This is a genomic window from Pseudomonas canadensis (genome assembly GCF_000503215.1).
Taxonomy (GTDB): Bacteria; Pseudomonadota; Gammaproteobacteria; order Pseudomonadales; family Pseudomonadaceae; genus Aquipseudomonas; species Aquipseudomonas canadensis.
On sequence record NZ_KI628540.1, the window covers coordinates 81062 to 101919 of the forward strand.

The following is a 20858-nucleotide window of genomic DNA, read 5'->3' on the forward strand; positions in this document are numbered from 1 at the left end:
CGGCAATGATCGGTTGCAGCTTGTCGAGGAAACGATTGAACCAGCCGGCCAACTGGCCCAGCTCGTCCTGTTTGTCGTAGGCCAGGCGGCGGGTGAGGTCGCCTTCACCGCTGGCGATGTCTTCCAGCATGCGGGCCACGCCGAGGATCGGGCGGGTCACGCTGCGTGCCATCAACCACACCAGGATCAAGCCGACCACCGCAGCCAGCAGGCCCAGGCCCAGTTCCAGCAAGGTGCCACGGGTGTTATCGGCGTCCATCTGTGCTTTCAGCGCTTCAGCAGGGCCGACCAGGACTTTCTCCGGCACATCGAGCAACACGCCCCAGGACTTGCCGTCCGGGATTGGCGCGAACGGTGCCAGTACCTTCAGTTGGTGGTCAGTCCGCAGGCTACGGATTTGCGTGCTGCTGGCCAGGGCGCCGATCAGTTGCGCACCGTTGGCGGTATCGACCTGGTCCAAGCGTTGGCTGAGTTTACTCGCGTCCGGGCTGTAGCCGGCGAGCAACCCGGTGGGGCTGAGGATGCTCACCTGGGTCTGGCCGTCGTACAGCTTGTGGCTGGCCTGTTGGCTCACGGCCTGCAGGCTGTTGAGGTTGATGTCCACCGACAGCGAGGCGATGACTTTGCCGTTGACCATCAACGGGAAGACGATGCTGGTCATCAGCACGTTTTGCCCGTTGATTCTGTAGAAATACGGTTCGATCACGCACGGCTTGAGCGTGGTGCGTGGGCAGGTGAACCAGGCGTTGGCCTTTTCACCGCTGGGACCGACGCTGGTGTCGGACATGTCGCTTTCCGGCAGCGCCATCGACTCTAGCTTGCCGGGTGTAGGCTGCGACCAGTAGAGGGCGAAGCGGCCTTTGTCGTTACTGCCCAACTCGGCCTGGCCGGCGAACAGCTCATCCTTGCCGTCCAGGGCGTTGGCTTCGAACACCAGAGACAGACCGAGCAAATCCGGGTTGGCCTGCAACGCAGCCTTGACCTGGCGGGTCAGGTCTTCACGGGTGTCGAAAGCGTCGAGAAAGCGCTTTTCGGCCTGCTCACGCAAGAACAGCACCTGGCGGGAAAAACCATGGCCGTATTGATAGGCGTCCATGAATTGGCGACGAATGCCCAATGCCTGCACTTCGCCTTGGGCCTCGATGCGCGCCTGGGCGGCCTCATCCAGCATCTGCATGCTGGATGCCTTGACCTGCTGCGAACTCTGCTCCATGCGATACAACGACAGACCCACCAGCAGGGTCACGATTCCCAGCAGGCAGAGGCCGGCGAGCAGGGTGATTTTCCATTGAATGGAGAGCTGTCTAAGCGACATCGGTACATCCTTACCTGAAAACACATAGAGGCTCTATATCGGCGGTTTTGGAGTTTTCTTTATTCAAACAGTCAATTTAAACCTGCTTTTGTGGAGAGGGCGTTTATGTGGTGAGCGAGCTTGCTCGCGCTGGAGTGCGTAGCGCTCCCGCCCTTTTTGTTTGGGGCCGCTGCGCAGCCCAGCGCGAGCAAGCTCGCTCACCACAGGTTTTTGACATGAGCGTCCGCCTGCTGCAAAGTGCGCGCCCTCTAATAAGACCTCCTTCAAGCCTGCACGCTGGCTGCCACGCTATGGCCGCCTGGGCGCGGGCATGCCTGTTTTTTAAGTTTTTCTGCTTGAGGTAACCATGATTAACGCAGTCATTGCCGCGGTCGGCACCATGCTGGTGCTCAGTTTGTCTCGCGTGCATGTGGTCATCGCCATCATCGTCGGCGCCCTGGTGGGTGGCTTGACCGGTGGCCTGGGCATCGACGCCACGCTCAAGGCCTTCAACGGCGGCTTGGGCGGTGGTGCAACCGTGGCATTGTCCTACGCCTTGCTCGGCGCTTTCGCCGTGGCGATTGCCAAATCCGGCCTGGCCCACGCCTTGGCTGACAAGGCGCTGCTGCTGGTGGACCGCCAGGAAGCCAACGGCGGTAGCCATGTCAAATGGCTGCTAATCGGCCTGTTGTGGGTGGTGGCGATTGCGTCGCAGAACATCCTGCCGATTCATATCGCGTTTATTCCGCTGCTGGTGCCGCCCTTGTTGTACGTGCTGACCAAGCTGCAACTGGACCGCCGCCTGATCGCCTGCGTGATGACCTTCGGCCTGATCACGCCCTACATGTTCTTGCCGGTGGGCTTTGGCAATATCTTCCTCAACCAAATCCTGCTGGCCAACGTGGCCAAGAGCGGTGTGGACATCAGCCAGGTCAACGTTACCCACGCCATGAGTTTGCCGGCGCTGGGCATGGTGGTGGGCCTGCTGGTGGCGGTGTTTATCAGTTACCGCAAGAAGCGCGTGTACGACCTGGAAAAAATCGAGCGGGTCGAGCAGGTGGCGGTGCACTACAACCCGCTGACCCTGCTGGTGGCCGGCCTGGCGATTGCCTCGGCGTTCATTATCCAACTGTGGCTGGACTCGATGATCATCGGCGCCCTGGCCGGCTTCCTGATCTTCTCGGTGTCGGGCATCGTGCGCTGGCGCGATACCGACGACCTGTTCACCGAAGGCATGAAGATGATGGCGATGATCGGCTTCATCATGATCGCCTCGTCAGGCTTTGCCGAAGTACTCAAGGCCACCGGCGACGTGCGCTCGTTGGTGGAAACTTCGGCGGCATTCATCGGCCACAACCGTGGTGTCGGCGCGTTGTTGATGTTGCTGGTGGGCCTGCTGGTGACCATGGGCATCGGTTCGTCGTTTTCCACGGTGCCGATCCTGGCCGCGATCTTTGTGCCGCTGTGCGTGCAACTGGGCTTCAGCCCGGTGGCCATCGTGTGCATCGTCGGCACGGCCGGTGCACTGGGTGATGCCGGTTCGCCCGCTTCGGATTCCACCCTCGGTCCGACCTCCGGCCTGAATGTCGACGGTCAGCACCACCATATCTGGGACACGGTGGTGCCGACGTTTCTGCACTACAACATTCCGTTGCTGGCGTTCGGCTGGCTGGCCGCCATGACCCTCTGACACCCCCCAACCTGTAGGAGCCGGCTTGCCGGCGATGGCGTCCGCGAGACCGCTATCGCCGGCAAGCCGGCTTCTACAGGTATTTCGCAACCGGCCGATAAACTCTCAAGTCGCCACGAATAAGAGAGAAAAGCCATGCGTCTGAGCCTCAAGGCCAAAGTCCTGTCCCTCGCCATAGTGCCGGTGTTGCTGTTTGCCGTGGTCATCAGCCTGACCACCGTGTGGATCCTGCAGGGGCAGGCGCGCAACGAGGTGGATGAAACCCGCCAGCGCCTGCTCAACGACGCCAAGGCCACGCTGCAAAGTTATGTCGAAGTGGCCATGACCACGATCAAACCGCTCTACGACGCGGCGGCCCCCGGCGATACCGCCGCCCGTGCCCAAGTGGTCAAGCTCCTGTCGAACACCCGCTACGGCAAGGACGGTTACTTCTTCGGCTACGACTCCGAGACCATCCGCCTGTTCAAGGGCAACAGCCCCGACGGCGTGGGCAAGAGCTTCAAGGACAACCGCGACCCCAATGGCGTGTACGTCAACCGTGACCTGGTCAAGGTCGGCAAGGACGGCACCCACTACCTGCAATACAGCTCGACCCAGCCGGGCCAGACCGAACTGGTGCCCAAGCTCGGCTACACCGAATACCTGCCGAAATGGGACATGGTCATCGGTACGTCGGTGAACCTGGACGGCATTGAGGCCCAGGTCGCGGTGGTCGAAGCCAAGGTGCACAAGCGCATGGAGGGCGTGCTGCTGAGCATTCTCGGCGTGGCTGTGGTGGTGTTGTTGGTGATCGCTGCCGTGGGCATGCTGCTGGCCAACACCATCCTGCGCCCGCTGAACCTGATGAAAGCCAACCTCGACGACATCGCGGCCGGCGAAGGCGACTTGACCCGCCGCCTGGCCATCACCAGCCAGGACGAACTGGGCGACCTGGCGGGCGCGTTCAACCGGTTTGTCGACAAGATCCACGGCCTGGTTCGCCAGATCACTGAGATGACCAGCCAACTCACTGGCCTGGTCAGCCAAGTCTCTGATCAGGCCCAGCGCTCCGAACAGGCCATGGAACGCCAGCGCCACGAGACCGATCAGGTCGCCACTGCGATCAACCAGATGTCTTCGGCTGCGCAAGAAGTGGCGCGCAGTGCCCAGGGCGCCTCGGTCGCGGCCCAGCAGACCGATGCCGAAGGTCAGGCCGCCAAGCGTGTGGTGGACGGCAGCATTGCGCAGATCCACGCGCTGGTGAGCGATATCCGCACCAGCGGCGTGTCCCTCGACAGCCTGCAGCAGGACGTGTCCTCCATCGTCAGCGTGCTCAGCGTGATCCGCTCCATCGCCGAACAAACCAACCTGCTGGCGCTCAACGCCGCCATCGAAGCAGCGCGGGCAGGGGAGGCCGGACGTGGTTTTGCGGTAGTCGCCGACGAAGTACGCGCCCTGGCCAGCCGCACCCAGACCAGCACCCAGGAAATCCAGGGCATGATCGACCGCCTGCAAAAAGGCACCGAGGCCGCGGTGGAGGCCATGCGCCGCTCCAGCGATGCCGGCGACGGCACCTCGGCACAGGCCAACGAGGCCGGGGCGTCTTTGGACACCATGGCCCAGTTGATCGGCACCATCAATTCGATGAACGCCCAGATTGCCAGCGCCGCCGAAGAGCAGACCGCCGTGGCCGAAGAGATCAACCGCAGTGTGCATCAGATTGCCGTGGCGGTGGACAGCGTCGCCGATGAGACTCAGCTGGGCGCCCAGACGTCCCGCAGCCTGGCGGAGCTGGGCCAGCGGTTGGGGCAGTTGGTCGGTCAGTTCAGGATCTGAGGCCTGTGGCGAGGGCGCTTGTCGAACCGTCCCGTTCGACAGCGCAGATGGCGCCGGCTTTTAGGGCCGCTTCGCGCCCCAGCGGGAGCGAGCGCCCTCGCCACAAAGGTTGGGCAACATTTAAACATCACGCATCAGCAAGCCGAAGCGCACATCCATCTCCGCCGGGACCGGCACATACACCGTGTGCCCATCCCCCGGCGCGACCTCGACAGCCTCGCCCTGGCTGTTGTGCATCCTCTCCAGGTCAAAGTGGAAGTTGCCGGCGGGGGTCATCAATTCCAGGTGATTGCCCACAGCGAAGTGGTTCTTCACCTTGACCTCGGCCAGCTCGCCCCGGCGTTCGCCGGTCAGCTCGCCGACGAACTGCTGGCGTTCCGACACGGAGCTACCGTTCTGGTAATTCTGGTATTCATCGTGCACATGGCGACGCAGGAAACCTTCGGTGTAGCCGCGCTGTGCCAGGGATTCGAGGTCGGTCATCAGGGTGCGGTCGAAGGCGCGACCGGCCACCGCATCATCGATGGCCTGGCGATACACCTGAGTGGTGCGCGCGCAGTAGAAGTGCGACTTGGTGCGGCCTTCGATCTTCAGTGAGTGCACGCCCATCCGGGTCAGGCGCTCCACGTGCTGCACGGCGCGCAGGTCCTTGGCGTTCATGATGTAGGTGCCGTGCTCGTCTTCGAAGGCGGGCATCTGTTCATCGGGGCGATTGGCTTCCTGGAGCAGGAACACCTGGTCGGTGGGCGCGCCAATGCCCAGGGTGGGCTGATATTGCTGGACGATATCCCCCGTGGCGTTTTCCACCGCGGGGGTGGCCTGGTATTTCCAGCGACAAGCATTGGTGCAGGTGCCCTGGTTGGCGTCGCGCTTGTTCATGTAACCCGAGAGCAGGCAGCGCCCGGAATAGGCCATGCACAAGGCACCGTGCACAAACACTTCCAGCTCCATGGCCGGTACCTGCTGGCGGATCTCATCGATCTCTTCCAGCGACAATTCCCGCGACAGGATGACCCGGCCGATTCCTTGCTGCTGCCAGAACTCCACGCTGGCCCAGTTCACCGTGTTGGCTTGCACCGACAAGTGGATCGGCATCTGTGGAAAGTGCCGGCGCACCAGCATGATCAGCCCAGGGTCGGACATGATCAGCGCGTCCGGGCCCATGGCGATCACCGGGGCCAGGTCCTTGAGGAAGGTCTTCAACTTGGCGTTGTGCGGCGCGATGTTCACCACCACGTAGAAACGCTTGCCCAGGGTGTGCGCTTCCTGGATGCCGAGGGCCAGGTTGGCGTGGTCGAACTCGTTGTTGCGCACCCGCAGGCTGTAGCGCGGCTGGCCGGCGTAGACCGCATCGGCGCCGTAGGCAAAGGCGTAGCGCATGTTTTTCAGGGTGCCGGCGGGGGCGAGCAGTTCGGGAGCGAGGATGGGAGGCATGGGCACGGGTCGCAAAAGGTCGCGAAGGTAGCCGAGCGGTGAGGGCGGTTTATTGATCCAGGTCGTCCTTTGGGCTTTTTGTATCGCTGTGTATCGGCAGGGGCTGTGGATACGTATCGATTTATCCGCGCGGTTTTCCGACACAGGCGCGATACCTCAGGGGCTTTTAATTGATTCCAACGAGGCACACCGCCTCCAACCCTGAGAACCTGGAGTCAACCACCATGAACACTAAAGCCATCTACGCCGCCTGCCTGTTTGCCGCCCTGAACATCTGCACCTTGTCGGCCCGCGCCGAAGCCGCCGTTACCGCTCAGACCTACAACTACGGCACGCACCTGGACATCAAGCAAGTGGTATCGATGAGCCAGGACTCCAAGCCCACCTGCGGCGTGGTGAATGCGCGCATGACCTACCTGGACTCCCACGACAAGACCCAGGTGCTGGATTACCTCAAGTTCGGCGACGGTTGCGTCGGCGATAACTGAGTCCCGCTGTCCCCTCCCATTGTTTACCACAGGAAGACCGCCATGAACCCGCTGACCCGCTTTTTGACCGCCACCGCCTTTGCCTTTGCCGGCACTGCCGTGCACGCCAACGCCGCCGTGGAGAAAAGCAGCTGCGCCGCCAGCACCTGCTTCCAACTGACGCCGGTGCAACACGCCGCCCGCCATGACCTGCTGGTAGAGGACGGCAGCCGCCGCACACCGCTCGGCCAGGCGCTGGACCACCAGACAGCGTGACGCCGTCTCCCCACTCGATAAGGTGAACACCATGCTACTCATCGCATTCCTGGGCGGTATCCTGACCGTCCTCAGCCCCTGTATCCTGCCGGTGGTGCCGTTTCTGTTCGCCGGCGTCGACCGCACCCGCCGTTCGATCCTGTTGACCCTCGGCGGCATGGTCCTGACCTTCGCGCTGGTGTCCAGCCTGGCGGTGGTCAGCACGGAGTGGGTGATACAGGCCAATAACACCGGCCGTTACGTGGCGCTGATCGTGATGGGGCTGTTTGCGCTTTCGCTGATCTCGGCGCGGGTCGGTGGCTGGCTGGCGCGCCCCTTCGTGTTGTTGGGCAACCGTATCGATCCTGACAGCCGCACGCTGTCCGGTCCGCTGAAGTCAGTGATGATCGGCGTCGCCACAGGCCTGCTGTGGGCGCCCTGCGCCGGGCCGATCCTGGGTGTGATCCTGACCAGCGCAATGCTGCAAGGCGCCAATGCGCAGACCAGCCTGTTGCTGGTGGCCTACGGCCTGGGCAGCGCCTTGTCCCTGGGTGCGCTGATTTTTGCCGGGCGTGGCCTGGTCAATCGACTCAAGGCCTCTATTCCAGTGACCGGTTGGCTGCGCCGTGGTGCCGGGGTGGCGGTACTGGCGGCGGCGGTGGTGATTTCCACCGGAGCGGACAAGACCCTGCTCGCCGGCACATCGTCCGAAGGGGTCAGCAGCCTGGAAAAAGGCGTGCTGGAAAACGTGCCCAAAGTGGTGGATTACGTGGTGAGCAAGGTCAAGGCCGACCCGGCGCGGGACAATACCAAGGGCACCATGCCATCGCTGGCCGGTGCGGTCGAGTGGCTCAACTCACCCGAACTCACCCGCGAATCCTTGAAAGGTAAAGTGGTGCTGGTGGATTTTTGGACCTACGACTGCATCAACTGTCAGCACACCCTGCCGTATGTGAAGCAATGGGTGAAGAAATACGAGAAGGACGGTTTGGTGGTGATCGGCGTCCACACCCCGGAATACGGTTATGAGCGCATCATCGGCAACGTCAAGGACCAGGTGCGCAAGCTGGGTATCACCTACCCGGTGGCCATCGACAACAACTATGCGATCTGGCGCAATTTCGACAACCAGTACTGGCCCGCCCATTACCTGATCGACGCCAAGGGGCAGGTGCGTTACACCCATTTTGGCGAAGGTCGTTATGACGCGCAGGAGCAGATGATCCAGACGCTGTTGAACGAGGCGAAGGGGATTCAGTGAGGCGGTCTATGCTTGTTCAATAACCGAGGGCACTCCCAGGTTTCGCTGCGGACTAAGCAACAGGGCCTACATGGGCCCTCTGCTTTTCTGACATGGACCGGACATGAATCAAACCAACCTGCAATTCAAAACCCTGCTGTTGCTGCTGGGCCTGGTGACCGTCGCCTTTATCTGGATACTGCTGCCGTTCTATGGCGCGGTGTTCTGGGCGGTGATCCTCGGCATCATCTTTGCCCCGATGCAGCGTCGCCTGCAGCTGCGCTTTGGCTGGAACCGCAACTTCACCTCCCTGGCCACCTTGAGCGCCTGCCTGGTCATTGCGATCCTGCCGGTGATCATCACCAGCGCCTTGCTGGTGCAAGAGGGCGCGACGCTTTATAAGAACGTGGAAAGCGGCAAGCTGGACGTGGCGGGGTATATCGAGCAGTTCAAGAATGTGTTGCCGCCGTACTTCCAGCACCTGCTGGACCGCTTTGGCATGGGCAACCTGGAAGGTTTGCGCGAGAAAATCGTCAAGAGCGCGATGCAGGGCAGCCAGTTCTTTGCAACCCAGGCGTTCAGCTTCGGGCAGGGCACGTTTGATTTCCTGGTGAGCTTTTTCATCATGCTGTATTTGCTGTTCTTCTTGCTGCGCGATGGCCCGGAACTGGTGCGCAAGGTGCGCACGGCGGTGCCGTTGGCCGAGCCGCAGAAGCGCCGGTTGCAGCTCAAGTTCAACCGGGTGGTGCGTGCCACGGTCAAGGGCAATGTGCTGGTGGCCGTGACCCAGGGTGCGCTCGGCGGGCTTATCTTCTGGTTCCTGGATATTCCCAGTGCATTGCTCTGGGCGGTACTGATGGCGTTTCTGTCGCTGTTGCCGGCGGTGGGCGCGGGGATTGTGTGGGGGCCGGTGGCTGCCTACTTCCTGTTGAGCGGCGCCATCTGGCAAGGCGTGGTGCTGGCGTTGTTTGGCGTATTCGTGATCGGCCTGGTAGACAACGTGCTGCGTCCGATCCTGGTGGGCAAGGACACCAAGATGCCGGATTACCTGATCCTGATCTCGACCCTGGGCGGTTTGTCGGTGTTTGGCTTGAACGGCTTTGTGATCGGGCCGCTGGTGGCGGCGTTGTTCATGTCCAGCTGGGCGTTGTTTGTGGAAAGCAAGCCGCGAGTCAAGCTGCCATTGCCCTAAAAAGCAGCTTCAAGCTTCAAGCTTCAAGCTTGCAGCTGCTTCCACGCTGCTTTTAAAAGGACCGCTGATGGCTTCGCCGTCGCGTACCAGGTACCAGCAGGCAAGCAAACCCAGCTTGCGAAGCGGGGCGGGGACGGCGCTGCCGATGACGGACATGATCTGAATAGTGGGCATAAGGACCTCCAATCGCTATGGGGGTCACTTTACGGGGCAGGCTGGCGTAGCAAAAATCAACCGTCTCGATAGTCGACATCGACGTGAGGCGTCAGTCCACCACTTGATCAAGCATGTTCACTACTTCCTGCTCGCTGAGCAAACCCTTGCGCACCAGGTTTTCTGCCAGCAGCGCGAGGAATTTGGCGCTGCGGTGGCCTTCCAGGTGCTTGAGTTCGGTGAGGGCGCTGTAGACCTTGCTGGACGTACACAGGCCAGCGGTGCGGTGCGGGTTTTGCGTGGGCATGGTCAGTCGTCCTTGTTGTTATTGGGTGGACAGGATGGATAGTGGAAGTAAGTTGTGACACAAACATGACAGCGCGAGGCCCGATTGGGCAAGTAAACATTGGCTTCGATGATGTGCGATTTCGCGCCGGGCATTGTCCTCAGAGCGACCTTGACGCCCTGAATCCGGACTTTTCACACAAAAAAAGGCCCCGCAATCCTGCGAGGCCTGTTTCAGACGGTTCGGTTACCAGCCGCGGCCGTAGTAGCCGTGAGGAGGGCCGTAGTAGCCGCGCGGTGGACCGTAATAACCACGCGGAGGGCCGTAGTAGACCGGTGCCGGGCGATAATAAACCTGCTGTTGCACATACACCGGTGGCGGCGGTGCGTAGTAGACCGGCGGCGGCGGGGCATACACCGGCTGCGGTTGCACATACACCGGCTGCTGCACATAGACCTCACGCGGCTGGCTGGCAACCACGGAGCCCACGACTGCGGCGCCGACTAAAGCACCCAATACGGCCGGGCCACCCCAACCACCACCGTGGGCTGAGGCTTGGCCTGCCATAGCGAGTGCGCCAACAAGCAAGGCGATCTTGGGGATTGTACGAATCATGGTCATTCCTCGGTTAGCCCCAGCGCTTGTGGTCTGTCATCAATAGACTCAAGTAATGTCGCGGGGATACTTTTAAGACAACGTATTTCTGAAAAACAGCACAGCCGCTAGGTAAAGGTTGTGTAAGGTCTGTACCCATTTGCTTACTCAAAGGAGTTACCCATGCAGATGCACCCCAACAAGGACACCCAACTGTGCATGTCTCTGTCGGCGCGCCCCGGGAATTTCGGCCTGCGGTTTCATAACCACCTGTACGAACAGCTGGGTCTGAATTTCTACTATAAAGCCTTCAGCAGCCAGGACTTGCCCGGCGCGATCGGTGGTATCCGCGCGCTGGGCGTCCGTGGTTGCGGGGTTTCCATGCCGTTCAAGGAAGCTGCCATTGCCTTAGTGGACGAACTCGACGATTCGGTTCAAGCCATCGACTCCCTCAACACCATCGTCAACACCGACGGGCACCTCAAGGCCTATAACACCGACTACATCGCCATCGAACAGTTGCTGAAAAAGCACGCGGTGCCCAAGGAATCGACCTTCGCCCTGCGTGGCAGCGGCGGCATGGCCAAGGCGGTGGCCAGTGCCTTGCGTGACGGTGGTTACGCCAATGGCGTGATCGTCGCCCGCAATGAAGTAGCAGGCCGGGCGCTGGCGCAGAACCTGGGGTATGACTGGCTGGCCGAGTTGGGTGACCTGCGCCCGCAGATGCTGATCAACGTGACACCCATCGGCATGACCGGCGGCGCTGAGGCAGACGCGTTGGCGTTTGACGTCGAGGCGGTGGACGTTGCAGAAACTGTGTTCGATGTGGTGGCGATCCCCGCCGAAACGCCGTTGATTGTGCGTGGAAGGGCTCAAGGCAAGCGAGTGATTACCGGACTGGAAGTGATCGCGATCCAGGCGTTGGAGCAGTTTGTGCTTTATACCGGGGTGCGACCGACGCACGAACAGTTTGAAAAAGCCGTGGCATTCGCCCGAACCTGACTCAAAAACGCCGCTCCTCCTGTAGGAGCTGCTTGCCAGCGAAAAACGCCCAGACGCTGCATGCATCCACAATGCCCGCGTCACCGTTAACGACCATCGCCGGCAAGCCGGGCTCCTACAGGTTAGCCAGCCGTTCTTCCAGCGCCGCAATCCGCGCTTCCAGCTCCTCGATGCGCTCGACCGATACGCCGCTGACAGCCCCGCGTTCTACCGGGCTTCCCCGCGCGGCCATAATCACTTCGATATCCGCCGGATCACCCAGTGCATGGGTATACCGGTCTTCGCGCTGCCCCGCCTGGCGCGGCACGAGCAACGCCAGACCTCGGGCAATCAGGCGTTCCAGCTGATGGACCACCTGCTCGGCATCTTCGAAATCATGCATACGCCCGCTGCGGGTCAGCAGCTCATTGACGGTCTGCGGCCCGCGCAAAAACAGCAGCCCGATCAGGATCACCTGGGCCGGCACCAACTCCAGCGCCTTGTCCACGCGGTGTTCCCAACGGTCGGCACGGCTGCCCATCACCAGGCGGGTGAAGCCTTGGCCTTCCAGCGTGCGCAGGCTCTGGCCGACCTGGCCCTGGCTGAGGTTCATGACCGGTTCACGGCTGGTCTTCTGGTTACAGGCGAGTACCAGAGCATTGAGGGTCAGGGGATAGGTTTCCGGGTTGGTCGCCTGTTTTTCGATCAGGCAGCCCAGGAGCCGGATTTCCGTGCTGTTCAGGCGCGGCTCAGGGGTCTCGGTGTCGTGCTCGGCGGTCATCGCGCTTTCCCTATGCAGTGAAGGCCCTTAGCCTAATCCTGAAAAAATAAAAGACAAGCGATAGGCATGGCTATAATCGCCGCTGGTTCAAACCGTGACATTACCCAGAGACTGCCATGACTATTTCCCTGTACGCCGCTTCCATTCCTGTCTTCAAGCAAATGCTCACCGCCCTGAGCGGCGTGTTGACCAAGGCCGAAGCCCACGCCACCGCCAAGAACATCGAGCCGAACGCCTTGCTGCAAGCGCGTCTGTTCCCGGACATGTTCCAACTGGTGCGCCAGGTGCAGATCGCCGTCGACTTCGCCAAGGGTGTTTCCGCACGCCTGGCTGAGATCGAAGTGCCGAAATACGAAGATACCGAAGTCACCTTCGCCGACCTGCAAGCGCTGATCGCCAAGGTGTTGGCCTTTGTCGACACCATCAAGCCCGAGCAGATCGACGGCAAGGAAGGCATCGAGATCGTCACTCGCCCAGGCACGCCGAAAGAGAAGCGCTTCAGCGGCCAATCCTACCTGCTGACCTACGGCCTGCCGCAGTTCTTCTTCCACGTCACCACCGCTTACGCTTTGCTGCGCCACAACGGCGTAGAAGTGGGCAAGCGTGATTACATGGGCGCGTTCTAAGCATCCAGCCACAAAAAAGCCCGGGGTCGTTCACTGAAGAACGACCCCGGGCTTTTTTGTGGCCGGCGGTCAAGCCGGCTGTTCTTCCTTGCCCAGGCAGGCGGCGGCGGTGAACAGTACGTCGGTGGACGAATTCAGCGCGGTTTCCGCCGAATCCTGCAGCACCCCGATGATGAACCCCACAGCAACGACTTGCATGGCAATCTCGCTGGGAATGCCAAACAGGCTGCACGCCAGCGGGATCAGCAGCAGCGAACCGCCCGCCACGCCGGAAGCTCCGCAGGCGCAGACGGCCGCGACCACGCTGAGCAGCACGGCGGTGGGCAGGTCGACGGCGATGCCCAGGGTGTGCACGGCGGCCAGGGTCAGCACGGTGATGGTGATCGCGGCGCCGGCCATGTTGATGGTGGCACCGAGCGGGATCGACACCGAGTACGTGTCTTCATGCAGGCCCAGGCGTTTGCTCAACGCCAGGTTGACCGGGATGTTCGCCGCCGAACTGCGGGTGAAGAACGCGGTGATCCCGCTTTCCCGCAGGCACAACAGCACCAACGGGTAAGGATTGCGACGCAGTTTCCAGAAGACGATGGCCGGGTTGACCACCAGCGCCACGAACAGCATGCAGCCGATCAGCACCACCAGCAGGTGGGCGTAGCCGAGCAGGGCGCCGAAGCCGGAAGTGGCCAGGGTCGAGGCCACCAGGCCGAAAATACCCAGCGGCGCAAAGCGGATCACCACCCGCACGATCAGTGTGACGCCATTGGACAGGTCGTCGAGCACGGTGCGGGTGGTCTCGCCGGCATGGCGAATGGCTACGCCCATGCCGATAGCCCAGGCCAGGATGCCGATGAAGTTGGCATTCATCAGTGCGCTGACCGGGTTGTCCACCACGCTCAACAACAGGCTTTGCAGCACTTCACCGATGCCGCCGGGCGCGGTCACGGTTGCGTCGTGGGTTGCCAGCACTAGCGAGGAGGGGAACCACATGCTCGCAATCACCGCGACCACGGCGGCGGCAAAGGTGCCCAGCAGGTAGAGGAACAGGATCGGTTTTATATGGGTTTCTTGGCCGTGCTTATGGTTGGCGATCGACGCCATCACCAGCACAAACACCAGGATCGGTGCCACGGCCTTGAGCGCCGCGACGAATACTTTGCCGATGAATCCGGTGGCCTTGGCTGCCTCGGGCAACAGTAAGGCCAGCAGGATGCCGGCGATCAGGCCGATGACGATTTGCGTGACCAGGCTGACGCGCGCCAGTCGTTGCAGGAGGGAAGGGGCAGCAGTCATAAACACTTGTCTCTAGTTTTTGGAGGCACGGCGGCACAGGCAGAAAAGGCTGTAGGACGCGGATCGCGAAGTCTAGCATGCTGTAGGAAATGTCCCCGTCGGTGCGGCATTGCGTCACCCGCCCGCCCCAGCCTTTGCAAAACCCTGTTAAGATTCCGTCCTCTCATCTTTCCTATCCTTCAGCGCGCCCTTCGGGCTGTCGTTGATGTCGTCGTTTCTGGAGTTTTCATGTTGTTTCCCATCCTGCTGCTGTCGGCCGCCGGCTTTACCGTGCTGACCACGGAATTCGTCATCGTCGGCCTGCTGCCCTCCATCGCCCGGGACCTGAATGTGAGTGTGTCCCAAGCCGGGCTGCTGGTGACCTTGTTTGCGTTTACCGTGGCGGCCTTTGGGCCGTTTCTGACGGCCTACTGCGCGCGTTTCCCACGCAAGCGGCTGTTTATCAGCATTCTGATCCTGTTCGGCGTGGCCAATACCGTGGCGGCGCTGGCACCGAATATCTGGGTGATGGCAGTGGCGCGGCTGATCCCGGCACTGGGTTTGCCGGTGTTCTGGGCGTTGGCCAGCGAAACGGCGGTGGACATCGTCGGCCCCGAATTCGCCGGGCGCGCTATTGAGAAGATCGGCTTCGGCATCGTCTGCGCCACGGTGTTCGGCATTCCGGTGGGCACGCTGATTTCCGATATGTTCGGCTGGCGCAGCGCGTTTGCCATCCTTGCGGTGGTGGCATTGGCCAAGGCCTTGTTGCTGTTTATCTACCTGCCGGTGACCCAGCCGAAGAACGATCAAGTGACGCTGCGCTCGCAGTTCAAGATCCTGCGTAACCCGCTGATGCAGGGCCATATCCTGCTGTCGATCCTGGTGTTCAGCGGCATGTTCACGGCGTACACCTATTTGGCGGATATTCTCGAGCGACTGGCCGGTTTCGACGGTACGTTGGTGGGCTGGTGCCTGATGGGCTTCGGTGCGGTCGGGCTGATTGGCAATTCGTTGGGCGGGCGTGCGGTGGATCGCCACCCGTTGATCGCGTCGATGGTGTTCTGCGGCTTCATGATTGCGGGCATGGTGGCGTTGGTACCGGCGATCCATTCCACCATTGGCCTGGCGGCGGCGATGGCCGTGTGGGGCGTGACCCAGGCGGCGATGTTTCTGGTCAGCCATGTGCGCTTGATGAAAGCCGCGCCCCATGCGCCGGCATTTGGCGCGTCGCTGAACATCGCCGGGGCCAACCTGGGCATCGGCCTGGGCGCCCTGGTAGGTGGCCATGTGATCGACACCCTCGGCCTGGGCAGCCTGGGCTTTGCTGCGTCCGGGTTTATCCTGGTGTCGATCCTGCTGGCGTTGTGGTTGATGACTGCCAAGCACCCGGTCGCCTCCCAGGCTTGAACCGTCAGGGCAGGGTGGTAAACAACTCCCGTCGAGCGCCTTCGGTAATCGCCACGATGCCGGGGTGCTTGACCTTGCGTTCCACCGAGATCGCGTAGAACGACTCGGTCACCGCCACAGTCTGGCCAATCAGCGCCACGCCGTACTGGCGCACCACCTCATCGGCAATCACGCTGGGGGCGATAAAAATCCCGCTGCCGGATTGGCCGAAGGCCTGCATCAAGGCGCTGTCATCGAACTCACCGATGATCTTCGGCTGGATCTGCTGTTCGGCGAACCAGCGCTGCAAACGGCTGCGGACCACGGTTTCCGCCCCTGGGATCAATAGCGGCGCGCCGTGCAGGCACTGCGGGAAATCCCCGCCATATGCGTCGGCCAGCGCTTGGGTGGCGAAAAAGCTGATACCGCATTCTCCCAACTTCTGGCTGTAGCCCCTGATGTCCAGGTGCGTTGGCATGGGGCTGTCAGAAATCACCAGGTCCAGGCGCTGGATGGCCAGGTCTGCCAGCAGGCGTTCGAGCTTGTCTTCGCGGCAGGTGATGCGGATCGGTTCGCTCAACTCCATGGTCGGTGCGATCAGTCGGTAAACGATGGATTTGGGCACCACATCCGCCACGCCGACACGGAACAGAATCTGCTGTTCATCGGGCTGCGCGCGCAGCATGGCCTCCAATTCATTGCCGGTCTGGAACATCTGCTCGGCGTAGGGCAGGGCCTGGCGCCCGGCTTCAGTCAACTCCAACTGACGGCCGACACGCTGAAACAGCGCGATACCAAAGGTTTGCTCCAACAGGCTGATCTGCCCGCTGATGGTCTGGGGCGTGAGGTTAAGCTGCTCACACGCACGCACGATGCTGCCAGTCTTGGCCACCACCCAGAAGTAGTGCAGTTGTCGGTAATTGAGCATGACGACCATAACTTCGTAAAAGCCGAAGTATACTCGAGAAAAATACGAATTTTCCTGAACTGTTCACCTGCATAGAATGCCTCGCTATCGCGGGGCCACTATTTGGACCCAATGGTTCTAACGAGGAAGACATCATGAAACTCAATTCCCTGGGCAAGGCATCGTTGCTTGCGCTTACATTGGTAGTGATCAGCGGCTGCGATCAGGTCGAGAAAAGCGCGCAGCAGGTGCTGGGCAAGGCCACCGAATCGGCCAAGCAAGCCATCGATGACACGCACAAGGCGGCCGAGCAGGCATTGAGTGAAGCGACAAACGGCCTGATCAACCCGCAGAACAAGGATGATCAGGAAGACAAAGAAAGCGAATCGAACAGCAAAGAAGCCTAATTTCCCGCCCTTTATATTTACGAAGAACGTCAGGACTGACCTATGGATTACCTTTTACAACTGGCCGCCAGCCCCACCGCCTGGGTTGCCCTGGCGACCTTGATCGTCATGGAGATCGTGCTGGGCATCGATAACCTGATCTTCATTTCGATCCTCACCAACAAGCTGCCGGAGCAGCATCGGGCCAAGGCACGACGCATCGGTATCAGCATGGCGTTGGTGTTGCGTCTGGGCCTGCTGAGCACCATCGCGTTCATCGTGCAGTTGACCGCACCGGTATTCGAAGTGTTTGGCCAGGCGTTTTCGTGGAAGGACATGATCCTGATCGCCGGTGGTCTGTTCCTGGTGTGGAAGGCAACCACCGAGATCCATCACAGCATGGACCCGGAGCCGGAAGAGAAGGAAACCAGCGCCGGCAACGTCGTGGCCATCGGTTTTGCCGCGGCCATCGGCCAGATCCTGTTGCTTGACCTAGTGTTCTCCATCGACAGCATCATCACCGCTGTGGGCATGACTGAGCACTTGCCGATCATGATCATTGCCGTAGTGACTTCGGTGATCGTGATGCTGGTGGCGGCCGAACCGCTGGCCAAGTTCATCAACGACAACCCGACCGTGGTGATGTTGGCCCTGGGCTTCCTGATCATGATCGGCATGACGTTGATCGCCGAAGGCTTCGGCGCCCATGTGCCTAAAGGCTACGTGTATGCGGCCATGGCGTTCTCGGCGGCGATCGAATGTTTGAACATTGCCCGTCGTAACCGTCACAAGCGTTTGCTTGCTGCCCGGCAATAACGGCTGAAACCAAAAGGCCGGCTGTGCTCACAAGAGTCCAGCCGGCCTTTTGCTGTCTGTTAGAATTCGCGCACTTGATAGCGTGAGGTCCTACATGAACGAGCCGATTCGTCTTACCCAGTACAGTCACGGCGCGGGGTGTGGCTGCAAGATATCGCCCCAGGTATTGGAGGTGATCCTTGCCGGTAGCGGCGCACAGCACCTCGACCCCAAGCTGTGGGTGGGCAACGCTTCACGCGACGATGCGGCGGTGTACGCCATTGACGATGAGCGCGGCGTGGTCTCCACCACCGACTTTTTCATGCCGATTGTCGATGACCCCTTCGATTTCGGCCGGATTGCCGCCACCAACGCCATCAGTGACATCTACGCCATGGGCGGCGATCCGTTGATGGCCATCGCCATTCTGGGTTGGCCGGTGAATGTGCTGGCGCCGGAGATTGCCCGCGAGGTGATCCGTGGCGGCCGTTCCGTGTGCGACGAAGCCGGTATTCCCCTGGCGGGCGGCCACTCGATCGATGCCCCGGAGCCCATCTTCGGGCTGGCAGTGACCGGCCTCGTGCAAAAGCGCCATATGAAGCGCAACGACACGGCCAGCGCCGGTTGCCGGCTGTACCTGACCAAGCCTCTGGGCATCGGCATCCTCACAACCGCCGAGAAGAAGGGCAAATTGCGCGAAGCAGATATCGGCCTGGCCCGGGACTGGATGTGCACCCTGAACAAGCCCGGCAGTCGTTTCGGCAAGTTGGCGGGGGTGACGGCGATGACCGATGTCACCGGTTTCGGGCTGTTGGGCCACTTGGTGGAAATGGCCGATGGCAGCGGCCTGACGGCGCGCATCGAGTACAACAATGTCCCTCGCTTAGCCGGGATCGAAGATTATCTGGATCAGGGCTGCATGCCCGGCGGTACGTTGCGCAACTTCGACAGCTATTCAAGCAAACTCGGACGTCTTCAGGAGCTGCACAAGCGTGTGCTGTGCGACCCGCAGACCAGCGGCGGCCTGTTGATCGCCGTCACGCCCGAGGGCGATGCCGAATTCCACACTGTGGCGGCTGAACTGGGCCTGGTCCTGAAACCTATCGGCGAACTGGTCGAGCGACAGACCCACGCGGTTGAGGTGATTTGATGGCGACTGATATCACCGACTACCGCGACATCTTTCTCAACGACCGGCCGATGATGGATACCCGCGCGCCGGTCGAGTTCGTCAAAGGCGCCTTTCCAGGTGTAGTCAATCTACCGCTGATGACCGATGACGAGCGCCAGCGGGTCGGCACCTGCTACAAACAGCAAGGCCAGCAGGCGGCCATCGTGCTCGGACATGAACTGGTGTCCGGCGCAATCAAGGCCGAGCGCATCGAACACTGGGCGCGTTTCGCCCAGGCCAACCCCGATGGCTACCTCTACTGTTTCCGTGGAGGGCTGCGTTCGCAGATCGTGCAGCAGTGGCTAAAGACCGAGGCGGGTATCGAGTACCCGCGTGTGGGCGGTGGCTATAAGGCCATGCGCAGCTTTTTGCTGGAGACCGTTGAGCAGGCTGCGGCCCAGTGTGATTTTGTATTGCTGGGCGGCATGACCGGCACCGGCAAGACCGAGGTGCTCGGTCAATTGCGCAATGCCCTGGACCTGGAAGGCCACGCCAACCATCGTGGTTCCAGCTTCGGCAAGCGCGCCACGGCGCAGCCGTCCAACATCGATTTCGAAAACCGCCTGGCGGTGGACCTGCTGAAGAAACGCGCCGCCGGTATCGAGCAGTTTGTGGTCGAGGACGAAAGCCGCATGATCGGCAGTTGCGCGTTGCCACTGCCGTTGCACAAGGGTATGCAGTCGTTCCCGATGGTGTGGTTGGAAGACAGCGTGGCAGGCCGGGTCGAACGGATCCTGCAAGCTTACGTCGTGGACTTGTGTGCGGAATTCGTCGAGGTGTTTGGCGAGCGCGGCCAGGCGTTGTTCGCCGAGCGCCTGACCCAGAGCCTGGCCAATATCCACAAGCGCCTGGGCGGTGAGCGTTACCAGCGGTTGCAGGCGATCCTGCAGGACGCCCTGGTAGAACAGGCCCACAGCGGCGCCGTAGACCTGCACCGGGCCTGGATCGAAGGGCTTTTGCGGGAATATTACGACCCGATGTACGCCTTCCAACGTGAAAGCAAAGGCGCACGTATCGAGTTTGCCGGCGAGCAGGGCGCCGTGGTGGCGTATCTGCGCGAGCGCGCCCAGGCTAAAGGATAGCGGCGCCGATCAAGCCGCAGGCCACCCCCACCAGGATTGTCAGCCCGGCCACCGTCACCAGCACCCGCGTATCGAAATCCTTGCGCAGCATCAGCAGTGACGGCAGGCTCACGCTGGGTAAGGTCATCAGCAGCGCCACCGCTGGGCCAGTGCCCATGCCCAGGGCCATCATGGTTTGTACGATAGGGATCTCTGCGGCGGTGGGAATCACGAACAACGTGCCGACAATCGCCAGCGGCACCAGCCACACCAGGCTGTTGGTCATGGCGCCGTCCACATGGGGAAACAGCCAGACCCGCGCCGCGCCCAGTATCAATACCGCCAGGATGTAGATCGGAATCGTGCTCCAGAACAGCTGCCACAAAGTGCGCAGCCAACGACTCAAGAACGGCTGCGACTCGCCAATGCTGGCTTCGGCCACCGCATCCAGCGCCGCTTCCGGTACCTGCTCCGGACCGGCAATACGCTGTGCCACCAGCGACACTCCGACGACAAGCACAATGCCCGCCACCAGCCTGAGTGCGGTGAAGCCCCAGCCCAGCACAAAGCCCATGAACACCAGGGTCGCCGGATTCAGTACCGGGTTGGCGATCCAGAACGCCAACGCCGCGCCCACCGATACCCGCTGGCGGCGCATGCCCGCCGCGACCGGTGCCGCGCAGCAGCTGCACATCATGCCCGGCAACGCGAACAGCCCGCCGCGCAACGTCGAGGCAAGCCCGGCACGTCCAAACAGACGCAGCAGCCAATCCCGTGGAATCAGCACTTGCAGGAGCGAGCCGAGGATCACCGCCAGCACGGCGGCTTTCCAGATCGCCAGGAAATACACCTGGGCGTAGGCGAGTGCCGCTGCCAAAGGCGCGCTTTGTTGATCGTTGAGGATCGAGGTGCCGATACTGTGGTTGTCGGCGGCAACGAAAGCCTTGAGGTAGTAGGGCGACCACTTCACATAGTAAAGGCCGACGCAGGCAACCAGCAGGAACAGCGCAGGTTTCCACCAGAAGGACCAGCCCCGATTGGGTTGGGAGGACGTGAGGTCAGGCATGGTGATGAT

Annotated in this window: 21 protein-coding genes and 2 pseudogenes; 14 read left to right on the forward strand and 9 right to left on the reverse strand. The window is 61.4% G+C overall.

Going from position 1 to position 20858, the window contains the following annotated elements:
• Positions 1 to 25 precede the first annotated feature (25 nt).
• Positions 26 to 1315 (reverse strand): annotated as a pseudogene (locus U367_RS1000000132835) (HAMP domain-containing protein); the annotation flags it as partial.
• Positions 1316 to 1664: 349 nt separating this feature from the next.
• Here U367_RS1000000132835 and U367_RS0128325 point away from each other — a divergent pair.
• The 3 genes and pseudogenes from U367_RS0128325 to U367_RS1000000132845 all read left to right on the forward strand — a co-directional run bounded on the left by U367_RS0128325 (position 1665) and on the right by U367_RS1000000132845 (position 4799).
• Positions 1665 to 2984 carry a Na+/H+ antiporter family protein gene (locus tag U367_RS0128325; protein WP_161634139.1) on the forward strand — a complete coding sequence of 440 codons (1320 nt, stop codon included), beginning with the start codon at positions 1665 to 1667 and terminating at the stop codon, positions 2982 to 2984.
• Positions 2985 to 3119: 135 nt separating this feature from the next.
• Positions 3120 to 3941, forward strand: a pseudogene (locus tag U367_RS1000000132840) (cache domain-containing protein); the annotation flags it as partial.
• A gap of 102 nt (positions 3942 to 4043) precedes the next feature.
• Positions 4044 to 4799, forward strand: coding sequence for a methyl-accepting chemotaxis protein (locus U367_RS1000000132845; protein WP_370468638.1), 756 nt, complete (start codon positions 4044 to 4046; stop codon positions 4797 to 4799).
• A 120-nt stretch (positions 4800 to 4919) separates the two neighbouring features.
• Here the strand turns inward: U367_RS1000000132845 and trhP are convergent, their stop codons facing one another.
• Positions 4920 to 6233, reverse strand: coding sequence for a prephenate-dependent tRNA uridine(34) hydroxylase TrhP (trhP, locus tag U367_RS0128335; RefSeq protein ID WP_028619574.1), 1314 nt, complete (start codon positions 6231 to 6233; stop codon positions 4920 to 4922).
• Between the two features lie 224 nt (positions 6234 to 6457).
• Between trhP and U367_RS0128340 the strand changes: the two genes are divergently transcribed.
• The 4 genes from U367_RS0128340 to U367_RS0128355 all read left to right on the forward strand — a co-directional run bounded on the left by U367_RS0128340 (position 6458) and on the right by U367_RS0128355 (position 9387).
• The gene (locus U367_RS0128340) at positions 6458 to 6721 is read left to right on the forward strand and encodes a DUF2790 domain-containing protein (RefSeq protein ID WP_028619575.1); all 264 of its coding nucleotides are present in this window, start codon (positions 6458 to 6460) and stop codon (positions 6719 to 6721) included.
• A 42-nt stretch (positions 6722 to 6763) separates the two neighbouring features.
• Positions 6764 to 6976 carry a hypothetical protein gene (locus U367_RS0128345; RefSeq protein ID WP_028619576.1) on the forward strand — a complete coding sequence of 71 codons (213 nt, stop codon included), beginning with the start codon at positions 6764 to 6766 and terminating at the stop codon, positions 6974 to 6976.
• A gap of 31 nt (positions 6977 to 7007) precedes the next feature.
• Positions 7008 to 8216, forward strand: coding sequence for a cytochrome c biogenesis protein DipZ (locus tag U367_RS0128350; RefSeq protein ID WP_028619577.1), 1209 nt, complete (start codon positions 7008 to 7010; stop codon positions 8214 to 8216).
• Positions 8217 to 8319: 103 nt separating this feature from the next.
• The gene (locus tag U367_RS0128355) at positions 8320 to 9387 is read left to right on the forward strand and encodes an AI-2E family transporter (RefSeq protein WP_028619578.1); all 1068 of its coding nucleotides are present in this window, start codon (positions 8320 to 8322) and stop codon (positions 9385 to 9387) included.
• A 9-nt stretch (positions 9388 to 9396) separates the two neighbouring features.
• On the opposite strand, the gene U367_RS1000000132130 is transcribed toward U367_RS0128355, so the two are convergent.
• The 3 genes from U367_RS1000000132130 to U367_RS0128370 form a co-directional block, all read right to left on the reverse strand.
• Positions 9397 to 9561: a hypothetical protein gene (locus U367_RS1000000132130; RefSeq protein WP_028619579.1), complete on the reverse strand. Its 165-nt coding sequence runs from the start codon at positions 9559 to 9561 to the stop codon at positions 9397 to 9399.
• Positions 9562 to 9652: 91 nt separating this feature from the next.
• The gene (locus tag U367_RS0128365) at positions 9653 to 9847 is read right to left on the reverse strand and encodes a hypothetical protein (RefSeq protein WP_010211349.1); all 195 of its coding nucleotides are present in this window, start codon (positions 9845 to 9847) and stop codon (positions 9653 to 9655) included.
• Positions 9848 to 10072: 225 nt separating this feature from the next.
• On the reverse strand, positions 10073 to 10447 hold the full coding sequence (locus U367_RS0128370) for a hypothetical protein (protein ID WP_028619580.1): 375 nt from the start codon (positions 10445 to 10447) through the stop codon (positions 10073 to 10075).
• A 156-nt stretch (positions 10448 to 10603) separates the two neighbouring features.
• On the opposite strand from U367_RS0128370, the gene U367_RS0128375 reads away from it, so the two are divergent.
• Complete coding sequence (locus tag U367_RS0128375; RefSeq protein ID WP_028619581.1) at positions 10604 to 11422, forward strand: shikimate 5-dehydrogenase; 819 nt, start codon at positions 10604 to 10606, stop codon at positions 11420 to 11422.
• 115 nt (positions 11423 to 11537) lie between these two features.
• On the opposite strand, the gene U367_RS0128385 is transcribed toward U367_RS0128375, so the two are convergent.
• A complete protein-coding gene (locus U367_RS0128385) occupies positions 11538 to 12182 on the reverse strand; it encodes a YceH family protein (protein WP_028619582.1) in 645 nt (214 codons plus the stop codon).
• 116 nt (positions 12183 to 12298) lie between these two features.
• Between U367_RS0128385 and U367_RS0128390 the strand changes: the two genes are divergently transcribed.
• The gene (locus U367_RS0128390) at positions 12299 to 12808 is read left to right on the forward strand and encodes a DUF1993 domain-containing protein (RefSeq protein WP_028619583.1); all 510 of its coding nucleotides are present in this window, start codon (positions 12299 to 12301) and stop codon (positions 12806 to 12808) included.
• Positions 12809 to 12877: 69 nt separating this feature from the next.
• Here the strand turns inward: U367_RS0128390 and sstT are convergent, their stop codons facing one another.
• Positions 12878 to 14098: a serine/threonine transporter SstT gene (sstT, locus tag U367_RS0128395; RefSeq protein ID WP_028619584.1), complete on the reverse strand. Its 1221-nt coding sequence runs from the start codon at positions 14096 to 14098 to the stop codon at positions 12878 to 12880.
• Between the two features lie 228 nt (positions 14099 to 14326).
• On the opposite strand from sstT, the gene U367_RS0128400 reads away from it, so the two are divergent.
• Positions 14327 to 15484, forward strand: a complete 1158-nt coding sequence (locus U367_RS0128400) for an MFS transporter (RefSeq protein WP_028619585.1) — start codon at positions 14327 to 14329, stop codon at positions 15482 to 15484.
• A gap of 4 nt (positions 15485 to 15488) precedes the next feature.
• On the opposite strand, the gene nhaR is transcribed toward U367_RS0128400, so the two are convergent.
• Positions 15489 to 16391: a transcriptional activator NhaR gene (nhaR, locus tag U367_RS0128405; protein WP_028619586.1), complete on the reverse strand. Its 903-nt coding sequence runs from the start codon at positions 16389 to 16391 to the stop codon at positions 15489 to 15491.
• A gap of 134 nt (positions 16392 to 16525) precedes the next feature.
• Here nhaR and U367_RS0128410 point away from each other — a divergent pair, with 134 nt between their 5' ends.
• The 4 genes from U367_RS0128410 to mnmH all read left to right on the forward strand — a co-directional run bounded on the left by U367_RS0128410 (position 16526) and on the right by mnmH (position 19804).
• Complete coding sequence (locus U367_RS0128410; RefSeq protein WP_028619587.1) at positions 16526 to 16777, forward strand: hypothetical protein; 252 nt, start codon at positions 16526 to 16528, stop codon at positions 16775 to 16777.
• Between the two features lie 42 nt (positions 16778 to 16819).
• Positions 16820 to 17572, forward strand: a complete 753-nt coding sequence (locus tag U367_RS0128415; RefSeq protein WP_010211333.1) for a TerC family protein — start codon at positions 16820 to 16822, stop codon at positions 17570 to 17572.
• A gap of 94 nt (positions 17573 to 17666) precedes the next feature.
• Positions 17667 to 18701 (forward strand): selenide, water dikinase SelD, encoded by a 1035-nt coding sequence (selD, locus tag U367_RS0128420; RefSeq protein WP_028619588.1) that lies wholly within the window; start codon positions 17667 to 17669, stop codon positions 18699 to 18701.
• Positions 18701 to 19804 carry a tRNA 2-selenouridine(34) synthase MnmH gene (gene mnmH / locus U367_RS0128425; protein ID WP_028619589.1) on the forward strand — a complete coding sequence of 368 codons (1104 nt, stop codon included), beginning with the start codon at positions 18701 to 18703 and terminating at the stop codon, positions 19802 to 19804. Before selD ends, mnmH begins: the two co-directional genes overlap by 1 nt.
• On the opposite strand, the gene U367_RS0128430 is transcribed toward mnmH, so the two are convergent.
• The gene (locus U367_RS0128430) at positions 19794 to 20849 is read right to left on the reverse strand and encodes a permease (protein WP_028619590.1); all 1056 of its coding nucleotides are present in this window, start codon (positions 20847 to 20849) and stop codon (positions 19794 to 19796) included. The two genes, mnmH and U367_RS0128430, sit on opposite strands and share 11 nt — an antisense overlap.
• Positions 20850 to 20858: the final 9 nt, after the last annotated feature.

What these genes read in the sequence shown, in the direction of transcription:
- U367_RS1000000132845 (WP_370468638.1), top strand. Translation starts at nt 4,044, where the DNA reads ATGGAACGCCAGCGCCACGAGACCGATCAGGTCGCCACTGCGATCAAC.
- trhP (WP_028619574.1), bottom strand. Translation starts at nt 6,233, where the DNA reads ATGCCTCCCATCCTCGCTCCCGAACTGCTCGCCCCCGCCGGCACCCTG.
- U367_RS0128340 (WP_028619575.1), top strand. Translation starts at nt 6,458, where the DNA reads ATGAACACTAAAGCCATCTACGCCGCCTGCCTGTTTGCCGCCCTGAAC.
- U367_RS0128345 (WP_028619576.1), top strand. Translation starts at nt 6,764, where the DNA reads ATGAACCCGCTGACCCGCTTTTTGACCGCCACCGCCTTTGCCTTTGCC.
- U367_RS0128350 (WP_028619577.1), top strand. Translation starts at nt 7,008, where the DNA reads ATGCTACTCATCGCATTCCTGGGCGGTATCCTGACCGTCCTCAGCCCC.
- U367_RS0128355 (WP_028619578.1), top strand. Translation starts at nt 8,320, where the DNA reads ATGAATCAAACCAACCTGCAATTCAAAACCCTGCTGTTGCTGCTGGGC.
- U367_RS1000000132130 (WP_028619579.1), bottom strand. Translation starts at nt 9,561, where the DNA reads ATGCCCACTATTCAGATCATGTCCGTCATCGGCAGCGCCGTCCCCGCC.
- U367_RS0128365 (WP_010211349.1), bottom strand. Translation starts at nt 9,847, where the DNA reads ATGCCCACGCAAAACCCGCACCGCACCGCTGGCCTGTGTACGTCCAGC.
- U367_RS0128370 (WP_028619580.1), bottom strand. Translation starts at nt 10,447, where the DNA reads ATGACCATGATTCGTACAATCCCCAAGATCGCCTTGCTTGTTGGCGCA.
- U367_RS0128375 (WP_028619581.1), top strand. Translation starts at nt 10,604, where the DNA reads ATGCAGATGCACCCCAACAAGGACACCCAACTGTGCATGTCTCTGTCG.
- U367_RS0128385 (WP_028619582.1), bottom strand. Translation starts at nt 12,182, where the DNA reads ATGACCGCCGAGCACGACACCGAGACCCCTGAGCCGCGCCTGAACAGC.
- U367_RS0128390 (WP_028619583.1), top strand. Translation starts at nt 12,299, where the DNA reads ATGACTATTTCCCTGTACGCCGCTTCCATTCCTGTCTTCAAGCAAATG.
- sstT (WP_028619584.1), bottom strand. Translation starts at nt 14,098, where the DNA reads ATGACTGCTGCCCCTTCCCTCCTGCAACGACTGGCGCGCGTCAGCCTG.
- U367_RS0128400 (WP_028619585.1), top strand. Translation starts at nt 14,327, where the DNA reads ATGTTGTTTCCCATCCTGCTGCTGTCGGCCGCCGGCTTTACCGTGCTG.
- nhaR (WP_028619586.1), bottom strand. Translation starts at nt 16,391, where the DNA reads ATGCTCAATTACCGACAACTGCACTACTTCTGGGTGGTGGCCAAGACT.
- U367_RS0128410 (WP_028619587.1), top strand. Translation starts at nt 16,526, where the DNA reads ATGAAACTCAATTCCCTGGGCAAGGCATCGTTGCTTGCGCTTACATTG.
- U367_RS0128415 (WP_010211333.1), top strand. Translation starts at nt 16,820, where the DNA reads ATGGATTACCTTTTACAACTGGCCGCCAGCCCCACCGCCTGGGTTGCC.
- selD (WP_028619588.1), top strand. Translation starts at nt 17,667, where the DNA reads ATGAACGAGCCGATTCGTCTTACCCAGTACAGTCACGGCGCGGGGTGT.
- mnmH (WP_028619589.1), top strand. Translation starts at nt 18,701, where the DNA reads ATGGCGACTGATATCACCGACTACCGCGACATCTTTCTCAACGACCGG.
- U367_RS0128430 (WP_028619590.1), bottom strand. Translation starts at nt 20,849, where the DNA reads ATGCCTGACCTCACGTCCTCCCAACCCAATCGGGGCTGGTCCTTCTGG.